Raw genomic sequence first — 20,786 nt, 5'->3', positions numbered from 1 at the left:
TGAGGTTAAGCGACTAAGCGTACACGGTGGATGCCCTGGCAGTCAGAGGCGATGAAGGACGTGCTAATCTGCGAAAAGCGCCGGCGAGGTGATATGAACCTTTGACCCGGCGATGTCCGAATGGGGAAACCCAGTGCAATTCTTTGCACTATCGTTAACTGAATACATAGGTTAACGAGGCGAACCGGGGGAACTGAAACATCTAAGTACCCCGAGGAAAAGAAATCAACCGAGATTCCCCCAGTAGCGGCGAGCGAACGGGGAGCAGCCCAGAGTCTGAATCAGCTTGTGTGTTAGTGGAACGGTCTGGAAAGTCCGACGGTACAGGGTGATAGTCCCGTACACGAAAATGCACAGGCTGTGAACTCGAAGAGTAGGGCGGGACACGTGGTATCCTGTCTGAATATGGGGGGACCATCCTCCAAGGCTAAATACTCCTGACTGACCGATAGTGAACCAGTACCGTGAGGGAAAGGCGAAAAGAACCCCGGCGAGGGGAGTGAAAAAGAACCTGAAACCGTGTACGTACAAGCAGTGGGAGCACCTTCGTGGTGTGACTGCGTACCTTTTGTATAATGGGTCAGCGACTTATATTCTGTAGCAAGGTTAACCGTATAGGGGAGCCGAAGGGAAACCGAGTCTTAACTGGGCGTTAAGTTGCAGGGTATAGACCCGAAACCCGGTGATCTAGCCATGGGCAGGTTGAAGGTTGGGTAACACTAACTGGAGGACCGAACCGACTAATGTTGAAAAATTAGCGGATGACTTGTGGCTGGGGGTGAAAGGCCAATCAAACCGGGAGATAGCTGGTTCTCCCCGAAAGCTATTTAGGTAGCGCCTCGTGAACTCATCTTCGGGGTAGAGCACTGTTTCGGCTAGGGGGCCATCCCGGCTTACCAACCCGATGCAAACTACGAATACCGAAGAATGTTATCACGGGAGACACACGGCGGGTGCTAACGTCCGTCGTGAAGAGGGAAACAACCCAGACCGCCAGCTAAGGTCCCAAAGTCATGGTTAAGTGGGAAACGATGTGGGAAGGCACAGACAGCCGAGGATGTTGGCTTAGAAGCAGCCATCATTTAAAGAAAGCGTAATAGCTCACTGGTCGAGTCGGCCTGCGCGGAAGATGTAACGGGGCTAAACCATGCACCGAAGCTGCGGCAGCGACACTATGTGTTGTTGGGTAGGGGAGCGTTCTGTAAGCCGTTGAAGGTGTCCTGTGAGGGGTGCTGGAGGTATCAGAAGTGCGAATGCTGACATAAGTAACGATAATGCGGGTGAAAAGCCCGCACGCCGGAAGACCAAGGGTTCCTGTCCAACGTTAATCGGGGCAGGGTGAGTCGACCCCTAAGGCGAGGCCGAAAGGCGTAGTCGATGGGAAACAGGTTAATATTCCTGTACTTGGTGTTACTGCGAAGGGGGGACGGAGAAGGCTATGTTAGCCGGGCGACGGTTGTCCCGGTTTAAGCATGTAGGCGGGAAGTTTAGGTAAATCCGGACTTCTTTTAACGCTGAGGTGTGATGACGAGGCACTACGGTGCTGAAGTAACAAATGCCCTGCTTCCAGGAAAAGCCTCTAAGCATCAGGTAACACGAAATCGTACCCCAAACCGACACAGGTGGTCAGGTAGAGAATACCAAGGCGCTTGAGAGAACTCGGGTGAAGGAACTAGGCAAAATGGTGCCGTAACTTCGGGAGAAGGCACGCTGATATGTAGGTGAAGCCCCTGCGGGTGGAGCTGAAATCAGTCGAAGATACCAGCTGGCTGCAACTGTTTATTAAAAACACAGCACTGTGCAAACACGAAAGTGGACGTATACGGTGTGACGCCTGCCCGGTGCCGGAAGGTTAATTGATGGGGTTAGCGGCAACGCGAAGCTCTTGATCGAAGCCCGGTAAACGGCGGCCGTAACTATAACGGTCCTAAGGTAGCGAAATTCCTTGTCGGGTAAGTTCCGACCTGCACGAATGGCGTAATGATGGCAGGGCTGTCTCCACCCGAGACTCAGTGAAATTGAACTCGCTGTGAAGATGCAGTGTACCCGCGGCAAGACGGAAAGACCCCGTGAACCTTTACTATAGCTTGACACTGAACACTGGTCCTTGATGTGTAGGATAGGTGGGAGGCTTTGAAGCGTGGACGCCAGTCTGCGTGGAGCCGACCTTGAAATACCACCCTTTAATGGCTGGTGTTCTAACGTAGACCCGTAATCCGGGTTGCGGACAGTGTCTGGTGGGTAGTTTGACTGGGGCGGTCTCCTCCCAAAGAGTAACGGAGGAGCACGAAGGTTAGCTAATCCTGGTCGGACATCAGGAGGTTAGTGCAATGGCATAAGCTAGCTTGACTGCGAGAGTGACGGCTCGAGCAGGTGCGAAAGCAGGTCATAGTGATCCGGTGGTTCTGAATGGAAGGGCCATCGCTCAACGGATAAAAGGTACTCCGGGGATAACAGGCTGATACCGCCCAAGAGTTCATATCGACGGCGGTGTTTGGCACCTCGATGTCGGCTCATCACATCCTGGGGCTGAAGTAGGTCCCAAGGGTACGGCTGTTCGCCGTTTAAAGTGGTACGCGAGCTGGGTTTAGAACGTCGTGAGACAGTTCGGTCCCTATCTGCCGTGGGCGCTGGAGAATTGAGGGGGGCTGCTCCTAGTACGAGAGGACCGGAGTGGACGCATCACTGGTGTTCGGGTTGTCATGCCAATGGCATTGCCCGGTAGCTAAATGCGGAAAAGATAAGTGCTGAAAGCATCTAAGCACGAAACTTGCCCCGAGATGAGTTCTCCCTGACTCCTTGAGAGTCCTGAAGGAACGTTGAAGACTACGACGTTGATAGGTCGGGTGTGTAAGCGTAGCGATACGTTGAGCTAACCGATACTAATGAACCGTGAGGCTTAACCTTACAACGCCGAAGCTGTTTCGGCGAAGAGAGACAGAAGATTTTCAGCCTTGATACAGATTTAACAGAATTTGCCTGGCGGCTTTAGCGCGGTGGTCCCACCTGACCCCATGCCGAACTCAGAAGTGAAACGCCGTAGCGCCGATGGTAGTGTGGGGTCTCCCCATGTGAGAGTAGGGAACTGCCGGCATCAAATTTAGCGTGCTGATATGGCTCAGTTGGTAGAGCGCACCCTTGGTAAGGGTGAGGTCCCCAGTTCGACTCTGGGTATCAGCACCACTTTATACTTAGGTTAAAGTTCGGCAAGAAGTAAAAGAATTTGTCTGGCGGCTTTAGCGCGGTGGTCCCACCTGACCCCATGCCGAACTCAGAAGTGAAACGCCGTAGCGCCGATGGTAGTGTGGGGTCTCCCCATGTGAGAGTAGGGAACTGCCAGACATCAAACAAGTGAAAAGGCCATCCGAAAGGATGGCCTTTTTGCGTTTATGTGCAGAAAAAACGGTAGGCCGGGCAAGGCGCAACCCCCACCCGGCAGAGAAAACGACTAATGAATCACCTGTGACAAGAAGGTCCGTGTGCGTTCTGACTTCGGATGAGCAAAGAACTCATCTGGCGGTGCCTGCTCGACAATCTCGCCACGATCCATGAAGATCACCCGGTCTGCTACGGTTCTGGCAAATCCCATTTCATGTGTCACGCACAACATGGTCATCCCGGATTGTGCCAGCCCAATCATAGTATCCAGGACTTCCTTCACCATTTCAGGGTCCAGTGCTGAGGTAGGTTCATCAAACAGCATGATTTTGGGCTTCATACAAAGCGAGCGGGCGATAGCCACACGCTGCTGTTGACCACCCGATATCTGGCCTGGAAATTTATTGGCATGTTCGGCAATGCGGACGCGTTCCAGATAGTGCATCGCCAGTGCTTCGGCCTCCTTTTTGGGCAACTTTTGAACCCAGATTGGTGCCAGCGTGCAGTTCTGCAGGACGGTTAGATGTGGGAACAAATTAAAGTGTTGAAACACCATTCCTACTTCCTGACGAACACGTTCGATATTGCGGATATCTTCATTCAGCTCAATACCATCAACAACAATACGTCCCTGTTGATGTTCTTCCAGATGGTTAATACAGCGAATAGTCGTGGATTTACCTGAACCTGAAGGTCCACAAAGTACGATGCGTTCGCCCTGTTTAACCTTCAGGTTGATGTCTTTCAGGACATGAAACTGTCCGTACCATTTATTTACGTCTTCCAGCGTAATCATCGCGTCGGCGGGTGTCATAGTAATTTGGCTCATAATTTCCTCAGTGCGGTGTACGCCCGGTGTTAAAGCGCTTTTCCAGATGCTGGCTATAGCGCGACATGCTAAAACAAAAGATCCAGTAGATTAGGGCAGCAAAGACATATCCTTCGGTGGACATCCCCAGCCAGACGGGGTCTACGGTGGCCTGCTGCACGCTGCTAAAGAGATCGAACAATCCGATAATGATTACCAGGCTGGTATCTTTGAAGAGGGCAATGATCGTGTTAACCAGACCCGGGATAACCAGCTTGAGTGCCTGGGGAAGAATGACCAGCCCCTGCGTTTTCCAATAACCGAGCGCCAGTGATTCCGCTGCTTCGTACTGGCCTTTAGGCAACGCCTGCAGACCACCGCGCACAACTTCAGCGACATAGGCGGACTGGAAGAGAATCACACCGACCAGGGCGCGGATCAGTTTGTCGATCGTTGTACCTTCTGCCATAAACAGCGGCAGCATGACCGAGGACATAAACAGAACGGTAATGAGCGGTACACCGCGCCAGAACTCAATGAAGATAACGGAAAGGACACGCACGACAGGCATTTTTGAACGCCGTCCCAGGGCAAGTAAAATCCCCCACGGCAGAGCACCGGCTATTCCCACTGAAGCGATAATTAGCGTTAACGTTAGACCGCCCCACTGGCGGGTTTCAACGCGTTCCAGCCCCAGGAAACCGCCATACAACAGCACCCAGACAATAATCGGATAGACCACGGCCCAGACGGCAATATAGCGTCCACGATGCGGCAGCTTTTTCCAGAACATGATAGCGATTGATAGCAGGCCAATAACCAGCGCCAGATTAATCCGCCAGCGTTGTTCGTGCGGATACAATCCATACATGAATTGCCCAAAACGCTCATGAATAAACACCCAGCAGGCGCCGGATTTTGTGCAGTCTGCTCGGGTTGAACCAACCCAGTTGGCCTGTAAAAATGCCCAGTTCAGCAAGGGAGGAATCAACACCCACATGAGCCACAGGCAGACAATCGTCAGCAGGCTGTTACTCCAGCTGGAGAACAGATTCTTACGCGCCCAGAGAATGAAGCGTCCACCTGTCGAGTGGGCAGGGCGCGAGGAGTGCGACAGTATCGCTTTTGTCATCATAGTTCCTTAGCGCTCGACCAGTGCTATACGACGGTTATAGAGGTTCATCAGCAATGAAATCACCAGGCTGATGATCAGATAGACAGACATGGTGATGGCGATGGTTTCAATGGCTTGCCCTGTCTGGTTAAGCACGGTTCCGGCGAACAGTGACACCATATCGGGGTAACCAATGGCAGCGGCCAGCGATGAGTTTTTGACAATGTTGAGGTACTGGCTGGTCAGGGGGGGAATGATGACCCTTAATGCCTGAGGTATGATGACCTGGCGAAGCGTCACGGTATGGGGCAACCCCAGAGAGCGTGCTGCCTCGTGTTGTCCATGCGGTACGGCCTGGATCCCTGAACGGATAATCTCAGCGATAAATGCGGACGTATAAATCGAAAGTGCCAGCGTCAGGGATGCCAGTTCAGGGATCAATACCATCCCGCCCTGAAAGTTAAAACCACGCAGATGTGGAACATCCCAGTGTAGTGCGGCACCAAAGAGCCAGTGTGTCAAAAGCGGCAGGCCGATAACCAAGGCAGCAGCCGTTGGCCAGGTTTTACGAAGCTGGCCGGTTTTGATCTGATGCTTGCGGTTAAAGCGGAATACTGCAACAGAAAGAGCAAGCGCTATCACTATCGCGCCAATGAAAGCGTAAAGTCCTTCGCCTGGCAGAGGTGAAGGAATAGACAACCCTCGGTTACTCAGGAAAAACAGATCAAACGCGTCAACGGCCTGGCGGGGACCGGGAAGGTTACGCAGTACGGCGAAATACCAGAAGAAAATCTGCAGCAGCGGGGGGATATTGCGGAACGTCTCGATGTAGACAGTTGAAAGCTTCCGCAGGAGCCAGTTTTCAGAAAGACGCGCCAGACCAATAAAGAAGCCCAGTATCGACGCGAAGACGATACAAAGCGCCGATACCAACAGCGTATTCAGTAAACCGACCACGAACACGCGTCCGTACGTATCACCTTCCTGGTAATCAATAAGGTGCTGAACAATGCCAAACCCCGCGCTGCGATCTAAAAACGCGAAACCGGAGGTAATGCCGCGGTTATTCAGGTTGGTGATGGTGTTATGGATGAGATACACGGCGATGAGAACAACCGCAACAATAGCAATAATCTGGAATAGCCAGGCGCGGACCGCGGGATGAGAAAAGGATAGCGATCCTTTTACGGCTGAGCGGCGATGGGACATAAAGAAACCTCAGTAACCATGACTCTGGAGTGGGCACTGCCGGAACAGTGCCCGTTACAGCTATGACTTAACGTACAGGTGGCGCGTACTGAATACCGCCGTTGTTCCAGAGATTGTTCTGGCCGCGTTTGATCTTCAGCGGGCTTTCCGATCCCACGTTGCGTTCAAAGATCTCAGAGTAGTTGCCCACCTGTTTGATGATGTTGTAGGCCCACTTGTTATCCAGCTTCAGATCCTTGCCGAAATCACCTTCTGTACCAAGCAGGTGTGCCATATCCGGGTTGGATGGTTTAGCCGCTTTCTCATCGACGTTTTTCGAGTTGATGCCCATTTCTTCCGCATTCAGCATGGCAAACAGCGTCCAGCGAACGATGGAGAACCAGTCTTCATCGCCACGGCGGACAACCGGTCCAAGAGGTTCTTTCGAGATCACTTCCGGCAGGACAATCCACTCCGCTGGATTGCTCAGCTTAATACGTAACGCATACAGCTGTGACTGGTCAGAGGCCAGTGTGTCACAACGACCAGATTCCAGCGCTTTAGCTGATTCATCGGAGCGGTCAAATGTGACAGGGGTGTATTTCATGTTATTGGCTTTGAAATAATCCGCGACGTTCAGCTCGGTATCGGTGCCCGCCTGAATACAAACCGTGGCACCATCCAGTTCCTTCGCGCTTTTCAGGCCAGCTTTATTGTGGGTAAGGAAGCCGATGCCGTCATAATAGGTTACACCGGTAAATGACATGCCCATACCTGCATCACGGGAAGAGGTCCAGGTCGTATTACGGGAGAGCATGTCGACCTCGCCGGACTGCAGCGCCGTAAAGCGTTCTTTCGCCGTCAGCGGGGTATATTTTACTTTGCTGTCATCGCCAAAAACGGCGGCGGCGACGCCACGGCAGACATCCACATCAATCCCGGTAAATTTGCCATTAGCATCGGCATAAGAGAAGCCAGGCAAACCGTCACTGATACCACATTGAACAAAACCTTTCTTTTTAACGGCATCCAGTGTCGTTCCCGCATGGGCTTGACCGGCTACGGCAAACATCATGCCTGCAGCGGCCAGGCTGGCTATCATCGTCTTTTTCATAATGCATCCTGTGTGGCGAAATTTATCGTTATAGAGGCGTTTTTAAACGCTTTACCTGTCTGTGGCTTTGGCCAACGTTTATAAAGCAAACGTAATGCCAGTTTTGCGTTCGACAAAATAAGAGACGAGTGAACGCTTAATGCTGAGTGTAGACAGGCTTAAATAAAACGAGCGCCCCGAAACGGTGCAAAATTACAACCTGTGCCACAAATCGGAGCAAAAGTTTCAATGCTATTTGGATTGGAAGAGTAGATAGTTTCATGGGTGAATATTGGCAGGGTATTAAATGCTATTAATATGTGAAAATCATCACGATAGGGTGTGCAATTTAAATGGATTCACTAAAAAGATGTGATTGCCTTCAGGCTTGAATTAATCGCGAGGATAAATACAGGGCTATTTTTTTACTTATTTGAAAATAGTGCACTAATTAAAAGCAAAAGCGCGGCTTTGGCCGCGCTTTTTGAACAGATGTTACTTAGTCAGGGCAACAATACCCAGCGTCAAGCCCGCGACTGCGGCAGCACCGCCGGCGATAGCGCCTGCTGTTTCCCAGTTATCCTGGGTGGTGCCTTTCATACAGGTATTGGTATGAACCAGTCGGCCCTGGTCGTCGTAAACCGGTACACATGGAGAATCGTGCGCGCAACCAGCAAGCAGCGCAGCGAGTAGTGCAACGGAAATGAATCTTTTCATGATGTTACCTCAGTATTATTTCTCATCCGCTATAAAGCCAGGAGGGCTATTAACGAACTGGAGGTTATTTTACCACCAGGGTAAGCCCTCGTTACACGAGGAATAATCTCAAATTATGTAGTTTGTAAAAATCGTGGAGAAAAGTCATTTTCAAGGTGAATTAATGGAGGAATTGTGGAGTTGCAAGAAGCTGTTTTTACTTAATGCAAATAATCGTTTTTTTAGAGGGTTATTTTTTAATACCTAATTCATTGTTTACGTTAAAAATAAAAAAGGCACCAGAGGTGCCTTTCAGGGAAACATTAATCTTTATGGCGAGTAAATCTTCGCCGGACAACCACAAAGAAGACCGGCACGAAGAAAATCGCCAGAAGGGTTGCAGAAAGCATACCTCCCATAACGCCCGTACCGACGGCATTTTGCGCGCCGCTCCCGGCCCCGGTGCTGATCACCAGCGGCATGACACCCAGAATAAAGGCAAGGGACGTCATCAGAATCGGTCGAAGGCGCATTCTTGAGGCTTCCAGCGTGGCTTCAATGAGGCCTTTACCTTCTTTATCCATCAGGTCTTTAGCAAATTCGACGATCAGAATGGCGTTTTTCGCCGATAAACCGATCGTCGTCAGCAGGCCGACCTGGAAATAGACGTCATTGTTTAGACCACGCAATGATGCTGCGAGAAGTGCCCCAATGACACCCAGCGGCACTACCAGCATGACGGAGAAGGGAATGGACCAGCTTTCGTACAGGGCTGCCAGACACAGGAACACCACGATCAGTGAAATGGCGTATAGCGCAGGCGCCTGGTTACCGGAAAGCCGCTCCTGGTATGACATTCCCGTCCAGTCATAGCCGATGCCGGAAGGCAGTTTTGCCGCGAGGCTCTCCATCATAGCCATCGCTTCACCGGTACTTTTACCCGGTGCCGACTCACCAAGAATCTCCATGGAAGGCATCCCGTTATAGCGTTCCAGGCGAGGCGAACCATACACCCAGTGAGCGTTGCTAAAGGCTGAGAACGGGACCATTTCCCCATTCGCGCTGCGTACGTAGAGGCTGTTAATGTCCCCTGGCAACATACGGAATCGGGCATCGGCCTGCACGTAAACCTTTTTAACGCGACCATGATCGATAAAGTCGTTCACATAGGTGCCACCCAACGCAGTCGAGATCGTCTGGTTAACGTCAGAAAGGCTGACACCTAACGCCTGGGCTTTCTCCTGGTCAACATCCAGTTTGAACTGAGGGGTATCTTCCAGACCGTTAGGACGCACGCGCACCAGCAGGTCAGGGTGCTCTTTCACCATGCCGAGCAGTTGGTTACGCGCCTGAGTCAGTTGGGTATGCCCCAGGTTAGCCTGATCAATCAACTCAAAGTCGAAGCCCGTTGCGGTACCTAACTCAATAATGGCAGGTAGGTTAAACGGGAACACAAGGCCGTCTTTAATCTGACTGAAGGCTTTCGTCGCGCGACCGACAATGGCCTCGACGCCATTTTTCTCCCCCGGGCGTTTCTCCCAGGGCTTCAGGCTGACGAACGCAATGCCAGAGTTCTGACCCTGGCCGCTGAAGCTAAAGCCGTTAACGGTAAAGACGGACTCAACATTTGCCTTCTCTTTGTTCAGATAGTAGTCCTGAACCTGATCGAGAACCTGCTGAGTCCGCGTCTGGGTCGCACCTGCCGGGAGTTGAACCATCGTCATAAACACCCCCTGATCCTCTTCGGGCAGGAAGGAGGTGGGTAAACGCAGAAAGAGCACCGCCATCCCACCGACAATAATGACGTACACCACCAGATAGCGCCCGGTCTTACGCAAAATACCGCTCACGCTGTTGCTGTAGTGTTCCACGCTCTGATCAAAGCGCGCATTAAACCAGCCAAAGAAGCCCCCTTTTTTTTCATGGTGGCCGCTGGAGACTGGCTTAAGCAATGTTGCACACAGCGCTGGCGTAAGGATCAGCGCGACAAGCACAGACAGCGCCATCGCCGAAACGATAGTCAGTGAGAACTGGCGATAGATCGCCCCCGTCGAGCCACCAAAAAAGGCCATTGGAATAAAGACCGCCGAGAGCACCATGGCTATACCCACCAGTGCCCCCTGGATCTGCCCCATTGATTTCTGCGTTGCCTCTTTTGGCGGCAGTTTGTCCTCAACCATGACACGTTCAACGTTCTCGACAACCACGATAGCGTCATCAACCAGCAGACCTATCGCCAGCACCATCCCGAACATCGTGAGGGTATTGATTGAGAAGCCGAATGCTGCCAGCACCGCAAAAGTGCCCAGCAGGACGACCGGCACCGCGATAGTCGGGATGAGCGTCGCCCGCAGGTTTTGCAGGAACAGGTACATGACCAGGAAGACGAGAACGATCGCTTCAAACAGGGTCTTCACCACTTCGTGGATGGAGATTTTCACAAACGGCGTGGTGTCATACGGGTAGACAACCTTCAGACCTTGCGGGAAGAATTGTTGCAACTGCGCCAGTTTGCTCTTGATGGCTGCTGCCGTATCCAGCGCGTTTGCCCCGGTTGCCAGTTTAATCCCCAGACCTGTTGCCGCCTGCCCGTTGATTTTGGTCACCATATTGTAGTTTTCGCCACCCAGTTCAATGCGAGCCACGTCCTTCAGGTGAACCATGGAACCGTCCTGGTTCACCTTGAGCGTCACGCGGCCAAACTCTTCCGGTGATTTCAGACGGGTTTGTGCGATGATCGAGGCATTCAACTGCTGTCCTGGGATGGATGGCGTCCCGCCCAACTGGCCTGCCGCTATCTGGTCGTTCTGCGTTTTCAACTGGTTGATAATATCCAGCGGCGTCAGCTGGTATTTGTTCATCGCATTGCTGTCGAGCCAGATGCGCATCGCATATTGGGCGCCAAACAGCTGCACGTCACCGACACCAGACGTTCGGCTGATGGCATCTTTGACGTTCGAAGCGACATAGTCGGAGATGTCATTCTGCGTAAGGTTTTTATTGTCTGATACAAAACCGGCGACCAGCAGGAAGCTGCTGCTGGATTTCTCCACGCCAATCCCTTGCTGCTGCACCTCTTGCGGCAGCAGCGGCATGGCGAGCTGCAGCTTGTTTTGTACCTGCACCTGGGCGATGTCCGGATCGGTTCCTGACTGGAAAGTCAGGGTGATAGTGACGTTACCCGCTGAATCGCTGGTGGAGGACATATACATCAGGTTATCAATACCGTTCATGTTCTGTTCGATAACCTGGGTCACGGTATCCTGCACCGTTTGAGCATCTGCTCCCGGGTAAGTTGCGGATATGGCCACGGCGGGAGGGGCGATGGTCGGATACTGTGCGACGGGAAGTTTGAGAATGGCCAGCCCGCCTGCAATCATCAAAATGATGGCAAGTACCCAGGCGAAAACAGGCCTCTGAATAAAGAAATTAGCCATGTCGTCGTCCCTTAACCGGCTGGTGTCGTGGTGGTATCCGGCGTGGCGACGACGGTAGCCCCCGGTCTGACTTTCTGTAAACCGCTGACAATCACACGGTCACCGTTTTTTAAACCTCCTGTCACCAGCCACCGATCGCCAATCGCCTGAGGCGCAACAACAGTACGCGACTCCACCTGGTTTTTGTCGTTAACCAGCAGTACGGTAGCGTCGCCCTGTGGTGTGCGTGTCACACCTTGTTGTGGAACCAGAATGGCATCCGGTTGTATGCCTTCATCAATACGGGCGCGAACAAACATACCGGGTAACAGCAGGTGTTGAGGATTAGGGAAAATGGCACGCAGAGTAATCGAACCGGTACTTTCGTCGACGGTAACATCAGAGAATTGCAATGTGCCTTTCAGCGGATAGGGCTGACCATTCTCCATCAGCAACTCAACGGTGCTGGTGGCATCGCCTTTCTGCAGGCTGGTCTGTTTCAGTCGCATGAAATCATTGCTGGACTGTGTGACATCGACATAAATCGGATCAAGCTGCTGGACTGTTGCCAGTGCGGTGGCCTGTCCGCTCGTAACAAGCGCTCCCTCGGTTACGCTGGATTTACCGATGCGACCAGCGACAGGTGACGTCACTTTGGTATAGGCAAGATTGATACGTGCAGATTCCACACCTGCCTGGGCGGCGGCAACGCTGGCGTCTGCCTGTTGAGCCGTCGCCACTGCCTGATCGTATTCCTGTTTGCTCACATATTGTGTGCCAACCAGCGGGAGATAACGCTTCACCGTCAGATGCGCGATATTCGCTGCTGCCTGAGACTTCAACAGTTCGGCTTTGGCGTTGTCATAGGCCGCCTGCCAGGTCGCGGGATCAATCTGGTAAAGTGACTCACCTGCTTTAACATCGCTCCCTTCCGTGAAATTGCGACGGAGGATTATGCCGCTAACCTGCGGGCGAACCTCCGCAACGCGAAATGCATCTGTTCTGCCCGGGAGTTCAGTGGTGACAGCCAGAGGGGCGCTTTTCACTATATGGACGCTGACCTGAGGTGCCTGTGGATGTTGTTGATGATTTTCCTGTCCATCGCATCCAGTGAGCAGTACCGCACAGACAATGAAACCGGATAAGGGCAAGCGTCTGAAATGATTTGTCATTACTGTTCCTTTAAATACCCATTAACCGATATTTGCCGTGGCTCGGTAGCTGGGGCAGAGGGATAAAAATAAAATGTAGCTGCGTATAATAATGAGGGTATTTAATGTTTTTTAATTTATAAGTGCGAATGACCAACTATGTTGGAAAAATCAGAATCAGACCCGGTGTAATCAGCGTTATACTTCTGGCGTGTTAATCAGATAAATAGGGTTTAATTTCTCATGCTATTCATTTGGTGAATTTAATTGTGCTTATGTATTTACCTTAATTATAAATTAAGTTAATTGACTTTTTTTGTGCAAAATTAAAACTGATTTTGGTGAATACTTTCCTTCAACTGAACCCGGTATGACGTACAAATCTTGTGAGTAACGAGTAGTTATCTATGGCGCGTAAAAAGAAAGAAGAGGCTCAACAAACCCGACAGCAGCTGATCGAAGCGGCTATTGAACAGTTTGCGATGCGTGGCGTGGCCAACACGACGCTGACGGATATCGCTGATGCTGCTAAGGTTACGCGCGGTGCGATCTACTGGCACTTTACCAGTAAATCAGAAATATTTAATGCCATCTGGGAACAGCAATTACCACTTCGGGACATTATTCGCGACAGACTTTCTGTTTCTGAAAATGATGATCCGTTGTTAATACTTCGTGAGCAATTTATTACTGCATTGCAATATATTGCGCGTGAGCCCCGACAATGTGCGCTTTTACAAATTTTGTATCATAAGTGTGAATTCAGCAATGATATGACTCAAGAGAGTGAAATCAGAAAGCGCATTGGATTCAATTATGACTATTTACGTGCCACGCTGGAGGCATGTATTGCGCGAAAAAGCATTTCGGCACAGGTAAATGTTGATCTTACTTTGATTGTATTTCACGGTTTTTTTAGCGGAATAATTAAAAACTGGTTAATGAATAACGACAGTTTTAATCTATATCAGCAGGCTCCGGCACTGGTCGATAGCATTCTGGCGACACTCCCTGTCATCCGAGTATCGCCCGATGATGCTTACTGCTCAGCGTCAGGTAACATTTCTCCCCTGGCACAAAGCGCCTCTATGGTCTGTGCGCTGACAGGTTTACCTAACAGATAACCCTGAAGGGTGTTACAGCCTAGCTCTGTCAAAAAGGTTTGCTGTGCTTCGGTTTCTACACCTTCAGCCACGACTTTCAGGTTGAGTGTTTTTGCGAGAGCCACAATCGCCGAGACAATGGTTGCATCTCCGCTTTCCCCACTTAACTCTTTCACAAATGCTCTGTCGATCTTCAATTCACAGGCCGGTAAACGCTTGAGATACAGCAGGCTCGAATATCCGGTACCAAAGTCATCAATGGAGGCTTTCACACCCGCATCGGTCAGCTCCGTCAACACCCGTACACTCTCATCCGGGTTACTCATTGCCGTGGTTTCCGTCACTTCGAGGATCAACTTTTCCGGTGGCACATTGTGGTGCGCCAGACAGTCGAGAACGGTTTTTACCAGTGACGGTTGTTCAAACTGCAATGTCGAGAGGTTTACGGCCATCGACCAGCTTTGATGGCCCTGAAGATGCCATTCCCTCAACTGGCGACAGGCTTCATTGATTACCCAGTTACCGATGGGAATGATGAGCCCCGTTTTTTCCGCCAGCGGCAGAAAAAGGTCTGGCGTCAGTAATCCTTGTTTCGGGTGTTGCCAGCGCAGTAACGCCTCGAAACCGAGGACAGGGCCAGCTGGCGCGTGAAATTTTGGCTGATAAACAAGGCGGAGCTCATCACGATTAATAGCCATCCACAGGTCGTTCATTAACTGGAGATGGGTCTGCGCCAGAGTGTTCATGGAGGGCTGGAAGAAGTGGTAGCCATTTCGTCCCATATGTTTGGTGTGGTACATCGCTGCATCCGCATTAAACATCAGCTCACGCTCGGTTTTGCCGTCGTGAGGATACAATGCGATACCAATGCTGAGTGTCACCATCAGTTCATAGGGATCGAGATTGAACGGGCTATCTATCGCGTGAACCAGTGAGTTTGCCAGAGAAGCCGCATCGTCCGGACCTTCTCCTTCTGCAAGCAGAACAAACTCATCACCACCGATACGTGCAAGGGTGAACTGGCCTTTCAGGGGAAGCAACAGACGCTGCGTCACGGCGACCAGCAGCTTGTCACCGATATCATGGCCGTAGGCGTCATTGATGGCTTTAAAACCGTCAAGATCCATGAACATCAAGGCAAAATTGCTGCCTTCACGAGCGGCTTTGCAGATGGCCTGATCGAGTCGGTCTTCCAGCAGTACGCGATTGGGCAGACGCGTTAGCGTATCTTGCAGCGCCAGCTGCGCGAGTTCCCGGTTAGCCTCTGCAAGTGATGAGGCAAGAAGGGCGGTACGTGCCTGAAGGCGGGCATCCAGCATCGACACCAGCAGGCTGATCCCAAGAATAGAGAGAGCAACAACGCTGACCAGCACCGCCAGCCAGCTCCCGTTAATGCCGTCATGGTGCACCATCGTCGACATTGGAAACTGTGCGGCTTTCATTCCGGCGTAGTGCATACCGGCAATGGCAATCCCCATGGTGATGGCTGCACCCATGCGCATCAGTACGACCTGAGCGGCTTCCTGGCGCAAGCGGAACGTCAGCCACAATGCCGCGAGTGAAGCGGCAAGTGCAATGGCGACCGAAATGGCGACCCATAGCTTGTCCCAGATAATACCCGGTGTGACCTCCAGCGCTGCCATACCGGTGTAATGCATGGCCACGATGCCACTTCCCATCACTAACGCCCCGGGCAACAGACGGCGTAAACGCAATCGCTCGCAGCTGACGAGCCATAGAGCAAACAGTGACGAACCCACCGCTATGATCATGGATAACACCGTCAGATTGGCGTTGTAACTCATGCTCATGGAGAGGTCCATCGCCAGCATGCCGATGAAATGCATCGCCCACACGCCAATACCCATGGCAATCCCGCCGCCAGCCAGCCAGATACGGGCTGCGACACCCTGGCTCCCGGCAACGCGCGCGGCCATATTCAGCGCGGTATACGCGGCAAGGATAGCAACAACAAAGGAGAGGACTACAAGGATATGGTTGTATTGGCTAACCAGCATGGTCGGTTCTACTCGAGTTTGACGTTACGCCAGAGCGGTTGAGAAGGGCGAGACATTATCATCGGAAGGTAATGGCTCAAAGGGATTTAAATCCCTGTTTTTAGTGTGTAATAACAGGGAGGCTGGCGGGGAAAGAGGCTTAGTCGAGTTCTGAACAGTTCACTAATTTCAGCGGATTGACGGAGTTCATATTGCGACACTTATCGGTTTCGGTGCTCATCAGTTCAATCCACTGCATCAGGAGTGCATCGAAAATGAAAATGGAGATTGCGAAGACAACCAGCCACCAGTATTTACGAATCATTGTGTCATTCCGCGAGAAGAGAGTCAGTAATGTGGTGGAAATATACACGAAACGTCGCGGTTTAAAAGCGGGATAAGTGAAGGTTTACAAAGCGTTGACGGTCACAGGTGCGGGCAATAAAAAAGGCGCATCCCCATGCCAGGTAGCGCCTTTTTAAACATGCATTTCGCTAATCGGAATTAGTTCATGCCGTATTTTTTCAGTTTCTTACGCAGAGTACCACGGTTGATACCCATCATCAGCGCAGCGCGGGTTTGGTTACCGCGGGTGTATTGCATCACCATGTCCAACAGTGGCTGTTCAACTTCAGCCAGTACCAGCTCATACAGGTCATTAACATCCTGACCGTTCAGTTGAGCAAAATAGTTCTTCAGTGCCTGTTTAACCGAGTCACGCAGGGGCTTTTGAGTTACCTGGTCCTGAGAGTTAACGGTAGAAACGGTCAGTACGTCAGAATTTACGCGTTGTTCGAACATAGTTCTGTCAGCTCTTTATTTCATTACGCAAGATTTTCGAAGTATGCCTCCAACGCCTCCAGCTGTTCGCTGGCATCCTCTATGGCGTTGAATGTGCGCCGAAACTGGTCATCTGGAGCGTGCTCCTGGAGATACCAGGAGACGTGTTTACGCGCAATTCGGTACCCTTTTGCCTGACCGTAGTGGTCATGCAGTTCCCGAACATGCGAACAAAGCAAGCGCTTAACCTCTGCCAGAGGCAGCGGGGCAAGCAGCTCCCCAGTGTCCAGATAATGCTGGATTTCCCGGAAGATCCAGGGTCTTCCCTGAGCTGCACGTCCTATCATCAGAGCATCAGCTCCCGTATAGTCGAGTACAGCCCTGGCTTTAAGCGGGTCAGTTATGTCGCCATTCGCGATAATCGGAATGGAAACTTTCTGCTTAACTGCCCGAATGCTGTCGTATTCAGCTTCACCATTGAACAAACAGGCGCGAGTGCGTCCATGAATGGTCAGGGCCTGAATGCCACAGTCTTCGGCCAGTTGGGCAATCTCTACACAGTTACGGTGTTCCGGCGACCAACCCGTGCGAATCTTCAACGTAACAGGAACGTCCACTGCGCTGACAACCGCCGTCAGGATAGATTTCACCTGGTCGGGGTATTGCAGAAGGGCTGAACCTGCAAGCTTGCGATTCACTTTTTTGGCCGGGCAACCCATATTGATATCAATAATCTGGGCACCACTTTCCACGTTAATACGCGCGGCATCTGCCATCTCTTCAGGCACGCTTCCGGCAATTTGCACGGTGCGGATACCTGGTTCATCAATGTGCACCATCCGAAGGCGGGATTTATCGCTTTCCCATACCTGCGGGTTAGACGACATCATCTCGGATACGGTTAAACCGGCTCCCATCTCATAGCACAGCGTCCTGAACGGCCGGTCGGTAATACCTGCCATAGGGGCTGCGATCAGGCGATTTCTAAGCTGGTGGTGTCCGATGCGCATGAGTTAAGAAATGACCATACTGTGACTGCAAGGCGGCGTATATTACGCATTTTTCGCACGAGATGAAAGGCCAAACTTTGAACAATCCTCTGTTGTAGATCAAGGAATCGCCGCTCAATCGCTCTGTTAAAAATTATTCACCATGTAAATCATTGTGTTATGCGATAATGCTTGTTTTATGTACGCTTACAATTTCCCGTAACTTCTCATCATTTCTGAATAAATGCCTCGCTGAAGCGGGATAATCTGCTGTTTTTAGCAACAGTTTTACCGCCATCTTTGAGATCTGGCTCTCATTTTAGGACAAGATATTCAGAGAAGAGGGAGGCGGTTTTATGCAGCAAAACGAGATAAGGCGTGGCCTGATGACCACGCCCAGGGCTTATTTTTTACGGCCGGTAATACGACACCACTCTTCTTTCTCCACCACCGGGTCGAGCGCAAAGAGATCGGCATAGGCTTCGCAAACGCTATCCGCCTGGCTTGCCAGGATACCCGAAAGTCCAAGCAGACCGCCCTCAACGGGCAGCACGCTGATTAACGGAGCCAGTTCGCGTAATGGACCTGCCAGAATGTTTGCGACCACCACATCGGCTTTCATGGCTTCTGGCTGCGCATCCGGCAGATACAGTTCCAGACGATCGGAGACACCGTTGCGTTCGGCGTTATCACGGCTGGCCTGAATGGCCTGCGGATCGATATCGATCCCGATGGCTTTTGCTGCACCCAGTTTCAGTGCCGCAATGGCCAGGATCCCGGATCCGCAACCGAAGTCGATCACCGTCTTGCCGTCCAGATCCAGACCATCCAGCCACTGCAGGCACAGGGAGGTAGTTGGGTGAGTGCCGGTACCAAATGCCAGGCCCGGATCGAGCATCACGTTAACCGCGTTCTCATCCGGAACGTCGCGCCAGCTTGGGCAGATCCACAGACGTTTGCCGAACTGCATAGGGTGGAAGTTATCCATCCACTCGCGTTCCCAGTCTTTGTCTTCCAGCTGTTCGATTTTGTGCACAAAACCCACGCCGAGCAGAGGATGGTTTTCCAGAATTGCGACGACCTCTTTCATGTCGGTTTCGGCATCAAACAGGCCAATAACGTCGGTATCACCCCACAGGCGGGTTTCGCCCGGCAGTGGCTCGAAGACAGGCGTGTCATGCGTGTCCTGGAAGGTGATGGAAACCGAGCCGGCCTCCATCAACGCATCGCTCAGCTCTTCGGCGTTTGCGCCAGTTGTATTCAGTTTTAGTTGGATCCACGGCATGGCAAAACTCTTTATTTATCAGTAGAAATCATAGCGGGTTGTGGGACGGGCTGACCAAAACGGTTCCCCACCACAAACGCCAGTAAACTTAGCAGTAACGAAGGCACAATCGGATGGAAGCCCAGGTACTGAATCTTAAACGTTGCGAGGACGGCATACAGCACACCGCCGACAATCATGCCGCTCAGCGCGCCCGCGGCGTTTGCACGTTCCCAGTAGAGCCCTAACACCAGCGGCCACAGGAATACGGCTTCAAGCCCACCAAATGCCAGCAGGTTCAGCCAGATGATCATCTCCGGCGGGCGCCATGCGGCGAGCATCATCAGAATGCCGAGCACCAGCGTGGTCCAGGTTGAGATGCGTTTCAGCTTCTGCTCATTATGCATTTTAGCCGGACGCGCGCTAAGCCACAGATCTTTGATGATGGTAGCGGAAGCCTGAAGCAGGTGCGCGTTAACGTTGGACATGATCGCTGCCATCGGTGCCGCAAGGAACAACCCGGCGGCCCACGGCGGCAGAACCTGTACCATCAGCGTTGGGATCACCTGATCCGGCACGGTCAGGTGAGGTAATACGGCCCGTCCGAGCGCGCCCGCCAGATGCATACCCAGCATCAGAAGGGCGACAACGACGGTACCAATCACAATCCCCCGATGAACGGCTTTGCTGTCTTTATAGGAGATACAGCGCACGGCGGTGTGCGGCAAACCGATCACGCCAAAGCAGACCAGCACCCAGAAGGAGGTCATAAACGCGGGCGTCAGAATATCATCAGCACCGTGGGGGCTGACCAGTTTCGGGTCAATCTGCTCAAGCGTTTCTACCGCATTGTGTAAACCGCCTGCCGCGTAGATGACGCCAACAAGCAGCACCAGAGTGCCTATCAACATCACCATGCCCTGCATCGTGTCGTTCAGCACGCTGGCGCGGAAACCGCCAAACGCGGTGTACAGCGCAATCGTGATCCCGAAGATGAGCAAGCCAGTCTCGTACTTGATACCCGCTGCCGTTTCCAGCAGGCGCGCGCCGCCAATAAACTGAACGGCAATGGCGCCAACGAAGGCGACAATCAGGCTGATACTGGCAATCCAGACCACCGCGCGGCTTTGATAACGTGCCTGCAGCATGTCGTTCAGCGTTATGGCGTTATAGCGACGGGCAAGGATGGCAAATTTTTTGCCCAGAACGCCCAGCGACAACCAGATGGTGGGCACCTGAATCATGGCCAGTAATACCCAGCCCAGGCCATATTTGTATGCGGCTCCTGGCCCGCCGATAAACGAACTGGCGCTCACGTAAGTCGCGGTCAGCGTCATCGCCAGCACAAACCCGCCCATCGAACGGCTGCCGAGGAAATATTCGCTCAGAAACGATCCGGTACTGCGTTTGCGCATGGCATAGAAAGAGAGGCCAAACACGACGATCAAATAGACAACCAGCACGGTGATGATTTCAGTTTGCATCACTATCCTCCAGCGGGAAATCGCGGAAGATAAAGCGCACCATAAACCAACTGAGGAGAATGAAAATCAGTGGTACCAGCAGGCACGCCATTTCAAACCAGTGCGGCAGGCCGGTAATACCTGCTGTTGAATCTGGTAAGTAAGCGGTTACTAACCATGCTGCGAGATAAAGAAGGGTCAGCCACAGCGCCCAGCGCGCTTCTTTATGGGCCTGAACAAAACGTTTGTCCATTTTTTGTCCCTTGTGGATGAAGAAAGCGGGGATTGTACATGATGAGGCTTTCCAGGCCCCAGAAATAAAAAAGGCCGGATAATCCGGCCTTTT

Annotated in this window: 15 protein-coding genes, 1 tRNA gene and 3 rRNA genes; 5 read left to right on the top strand and 14 right to left on the bottom strand. The window is 52.0% G+C overall.

Features of this window, described 5'->3' with window-relative positions; translation table 11 throughout:
• Positions 1-3 precede the first annotated feature (3 nt).
• From ACJ9Y9_RS21795 to rrf (ACJ9Y9_RS21780), 4 genes are all read left to right on the top strand, one after another.
• Positions 4-2,907 (top strand): 23S ribosomal RNA (locus ACJ9Y9_RS21795).
• Positions 2,908-2,978: 71 nt separating this feature from the next.
• Positions 2,979-3,094: ribosomal RNA gene (rrf, locus tag ACJ9Y9_RS21790) — 5S ribosomal RNA — on the top strand.
• A gap of 13 nt (positions 3,095-3,107) precedes the next feature.
• Positions 3,108-3,183: transfer RNA gene (locus ACJ9Y9_RS21785), tRNA-Thr, on the top strand.
• Positions 3,184-3,226: 43 nt separating this feature from the next.
• Positions 3,227-3,342, top strand: a 5S ribosomal RNA gene (gene rrf / locus ACJ9Y9_RS21780).
• A 106-nt stretch (positions 3,343-3,448) separates the two neighbouring features.
• On the opposite strand, the gene ACJ9Y9_RS21775 is transcribed toward rrf (ACJ9Y9_RS21780), so the two are convergent.
• The 7 genes from ACJ9Y9_RS21775 to ACJ9Y9_RS21745 form a co-directional block, all read right to left on the bottom strand.
• The gene (locus ACJ9Y9_RS21775) at positions 3,449-4,207 is read right to left on the bottom strand and encodes an amino acid ABC transporter ATP-binding protein (protein WP_028018574.1); all 759 of its coding nucleotides are present in this window, start codon (positions 4,205-4,207) and stop codon (positions 3,449-3,451) included.
• Between the two features lie 7 nt (positions 4,208-4,214).
• Positions 4,215-5,318, bottom strand: coding sequence for an amino acid ABC transporter permease (locus tag ACJ9Y9_RS21770; protein WP_028018575.1), 1,104 nt, complete (start codon positions 5,316-5,318; stop codon positions 4,215-4,217).
• A gap of 9 nt (positions 5,319-5,327) precedes the next feature.
• Positions 5,328-6,509, bottom strand: coding sequence for an amino acid ABC transporter permease (locus ACJ9Y9_RS21765; protein ID WP_028018576.1), 1,182 nt, complete (start codon positions 6,507-6,509; stop codon positions 5,328-5,330).
• A 67-nt stretch (positions 6,510-6,576) separates the two neighbouring features.
• Complete coding sequence (locus tag ACJ9Y9_RS21760; protein ID WP_047071242.1) at positions 6,577-7,602, bottom strand: amino acid ABC transporter substrate-binding protein; 1,026 nt, start codon at positions 7,600-7,602, stop codon at positions 6,577-6,579.
• Between the two features lie 474 nt (positions 7,603-8,076).
• The gene (locus ACJ9Y9_RS21755) at positions 8,077-8,298 is read right to left on the bottom strand and encodes a lipoprotein (protein ID WP_008502867.1); all 222 of its coding nucleotides are present in this window, start codon (positions 8,296-8,298) and stop codon (positions 8,077-8,079) included.
• A gap of 302 nt (positions 8,299-8,600) precedes the next feature.
• Positions 8,601-11,714, bottom strand: a complete 3,114-nt coding sequence (locus tag ACJ9Y9_RS21750) for an efflux RND transporter permease subunit (RefSeq protein WP_028016981.1) — start codon at positions 11,712-11,714, stop codon at positions 8,601-8,603.
• 11 nt (positions 11,715-11,725) lie between these two features.
• Positions 11,726-12,865: an efflux RND transporter periplasmic adaptor subunit gene (locus tag ACJ9Y9_RS21745; protein ID WP_028016982.1), complete on the bottom strand. Its 1,140-nt coding sequence runs from the start codon at positions 12,863-12,865 to the stop codon at positions 11,726-11,728.
• Positions 12,866-13,251: 386 nt separating this feature from the next.
• Between ACJ9Y9_RS21745 and envR the strand changes: the two genes are divergently transcribed.
• On the top strand, positions 13,252-13,968 hold the full coding sequence (gene envR / locus ACJ9Y9_RS21740) for an acrEF/envCD operon transcriptional regulator (RefSeq protein WP_028016983.1): 717 nt from the start codon (positions 13,252-13,254) through the stop codon (positions 13,966-13,968).
• Here the strand turns inward: envR and ACJ9Y9_RS21735 are convergent.
• From ACJ9Y9_RS21735 to ACJ9Y9_RS21705, 7 genes are all read right to left on the bottom strand, one after another.
• Entirely contained in the window at positions 13,884-15,965 is a 2,082-nt protein-coding gene (locus tag ACJ9Y9_RS21735; protein ID WP_028016984.1) for a bifunctional diguanylate cyclase/phosphodiesterase, read from the bottom strand. The two genes, envR and ACJ9Y9_RS21735, sit on opposite strands and share 85 nt — an antisense overlap.
• Before the next feature lie 139 nt (positions 15,966-16,104).
• On the bottom strand, positions 16,105-16,269 hold the full coding sequence (locus tag ACJ9Y9_RS21730) for a DUF2556 family protein (protein ID WP_028016985.1): 165 nt from the start codon (positions 16,267-16,269) through the stop codon (positions 16,105-16,107).
• Between the two features lie 179 nt (positions 16,270-16,448).
• On the bottom strand, positions 16,449-16,745 hold the full coding sequence (fis, locus tag ACJ9Y9_RS21725; protein ID WP_000462905.1) for a DNA-binding transcriptional regulator Fis: 297 nt from the start codon (positions 16,743-16,745) through the stop codon (positions 16,449-16,451).
• A gap of 23 nt (positions 16,746-16,768) precedes the next feature.
• Positions 16,769-17,734 carry a tRNA dihydrouridine synthase DusB gene (gene dusB / locus ACJ9Y9_RS21720; protein WP_014885445.1) on the bottom strand — a complete coding sequence of 322 codons (966 nt, stop codon included), beginning with the start codon at positions 17,732-17,734 and terminating at the stop codon, positions 16,769-16,771.
• Positions 17,735-18,116: 382 nt separating this feature from the next.
• Positions 18,117-18,998: a 50S ribosomal protein L11 methyltransferase gene (gene prmA / locus ACJ9Y9_RS21715; protein ID WP_028016986.1), complete on the bottom strand. Its 882-nt coding sequence runs from the start codon at positions 18,996-18,998 to the stop codon at positions 18,117-18,119.
• Positions 18,999-19,009: 11 nt separating this feature from the next.
• Positions 19,010-20,461, bottom strand: a complete 1,452-nt coding sequence (panF, locus tag ACJ9Y9_RS21710) for a sodium/pantothenate symporter (protein ID WP_028016987.1) — start codon at positions 20,459-20,461, stop codon at positions 19,010-19,012.
• Positions 20,451-20,693 (bottom strand): YhdT family protein, encoded by a 243-nt coding sequence (locus ACJ9Y9_RS21705; protein ID WP_028016988.1) that lies wholly within the window; start codon positions 20,691-20,693, stop codon positions 20,451-20,453. Before ACJ9Y9_RS21705 ends, panF begins: the two co-directional genes overlap by 11 nt.
• Between the last annotated feature and the right edge of the window lie 93 nt (positions 20,694-20,786).

It is taken from the genome of Enterobacter sp. CPE_E1241, assembly GCF_045618265.1.
GTDB lineage: Bacteria > Pseudomonadota > Gammaproteobacteria > Enterobacterales > Enterobacteriaceae > Enterobacter > Enterobacter adelaidei.
This window is presented reverse-complemented; position numbering and strand designations above follow the sequence as displayed.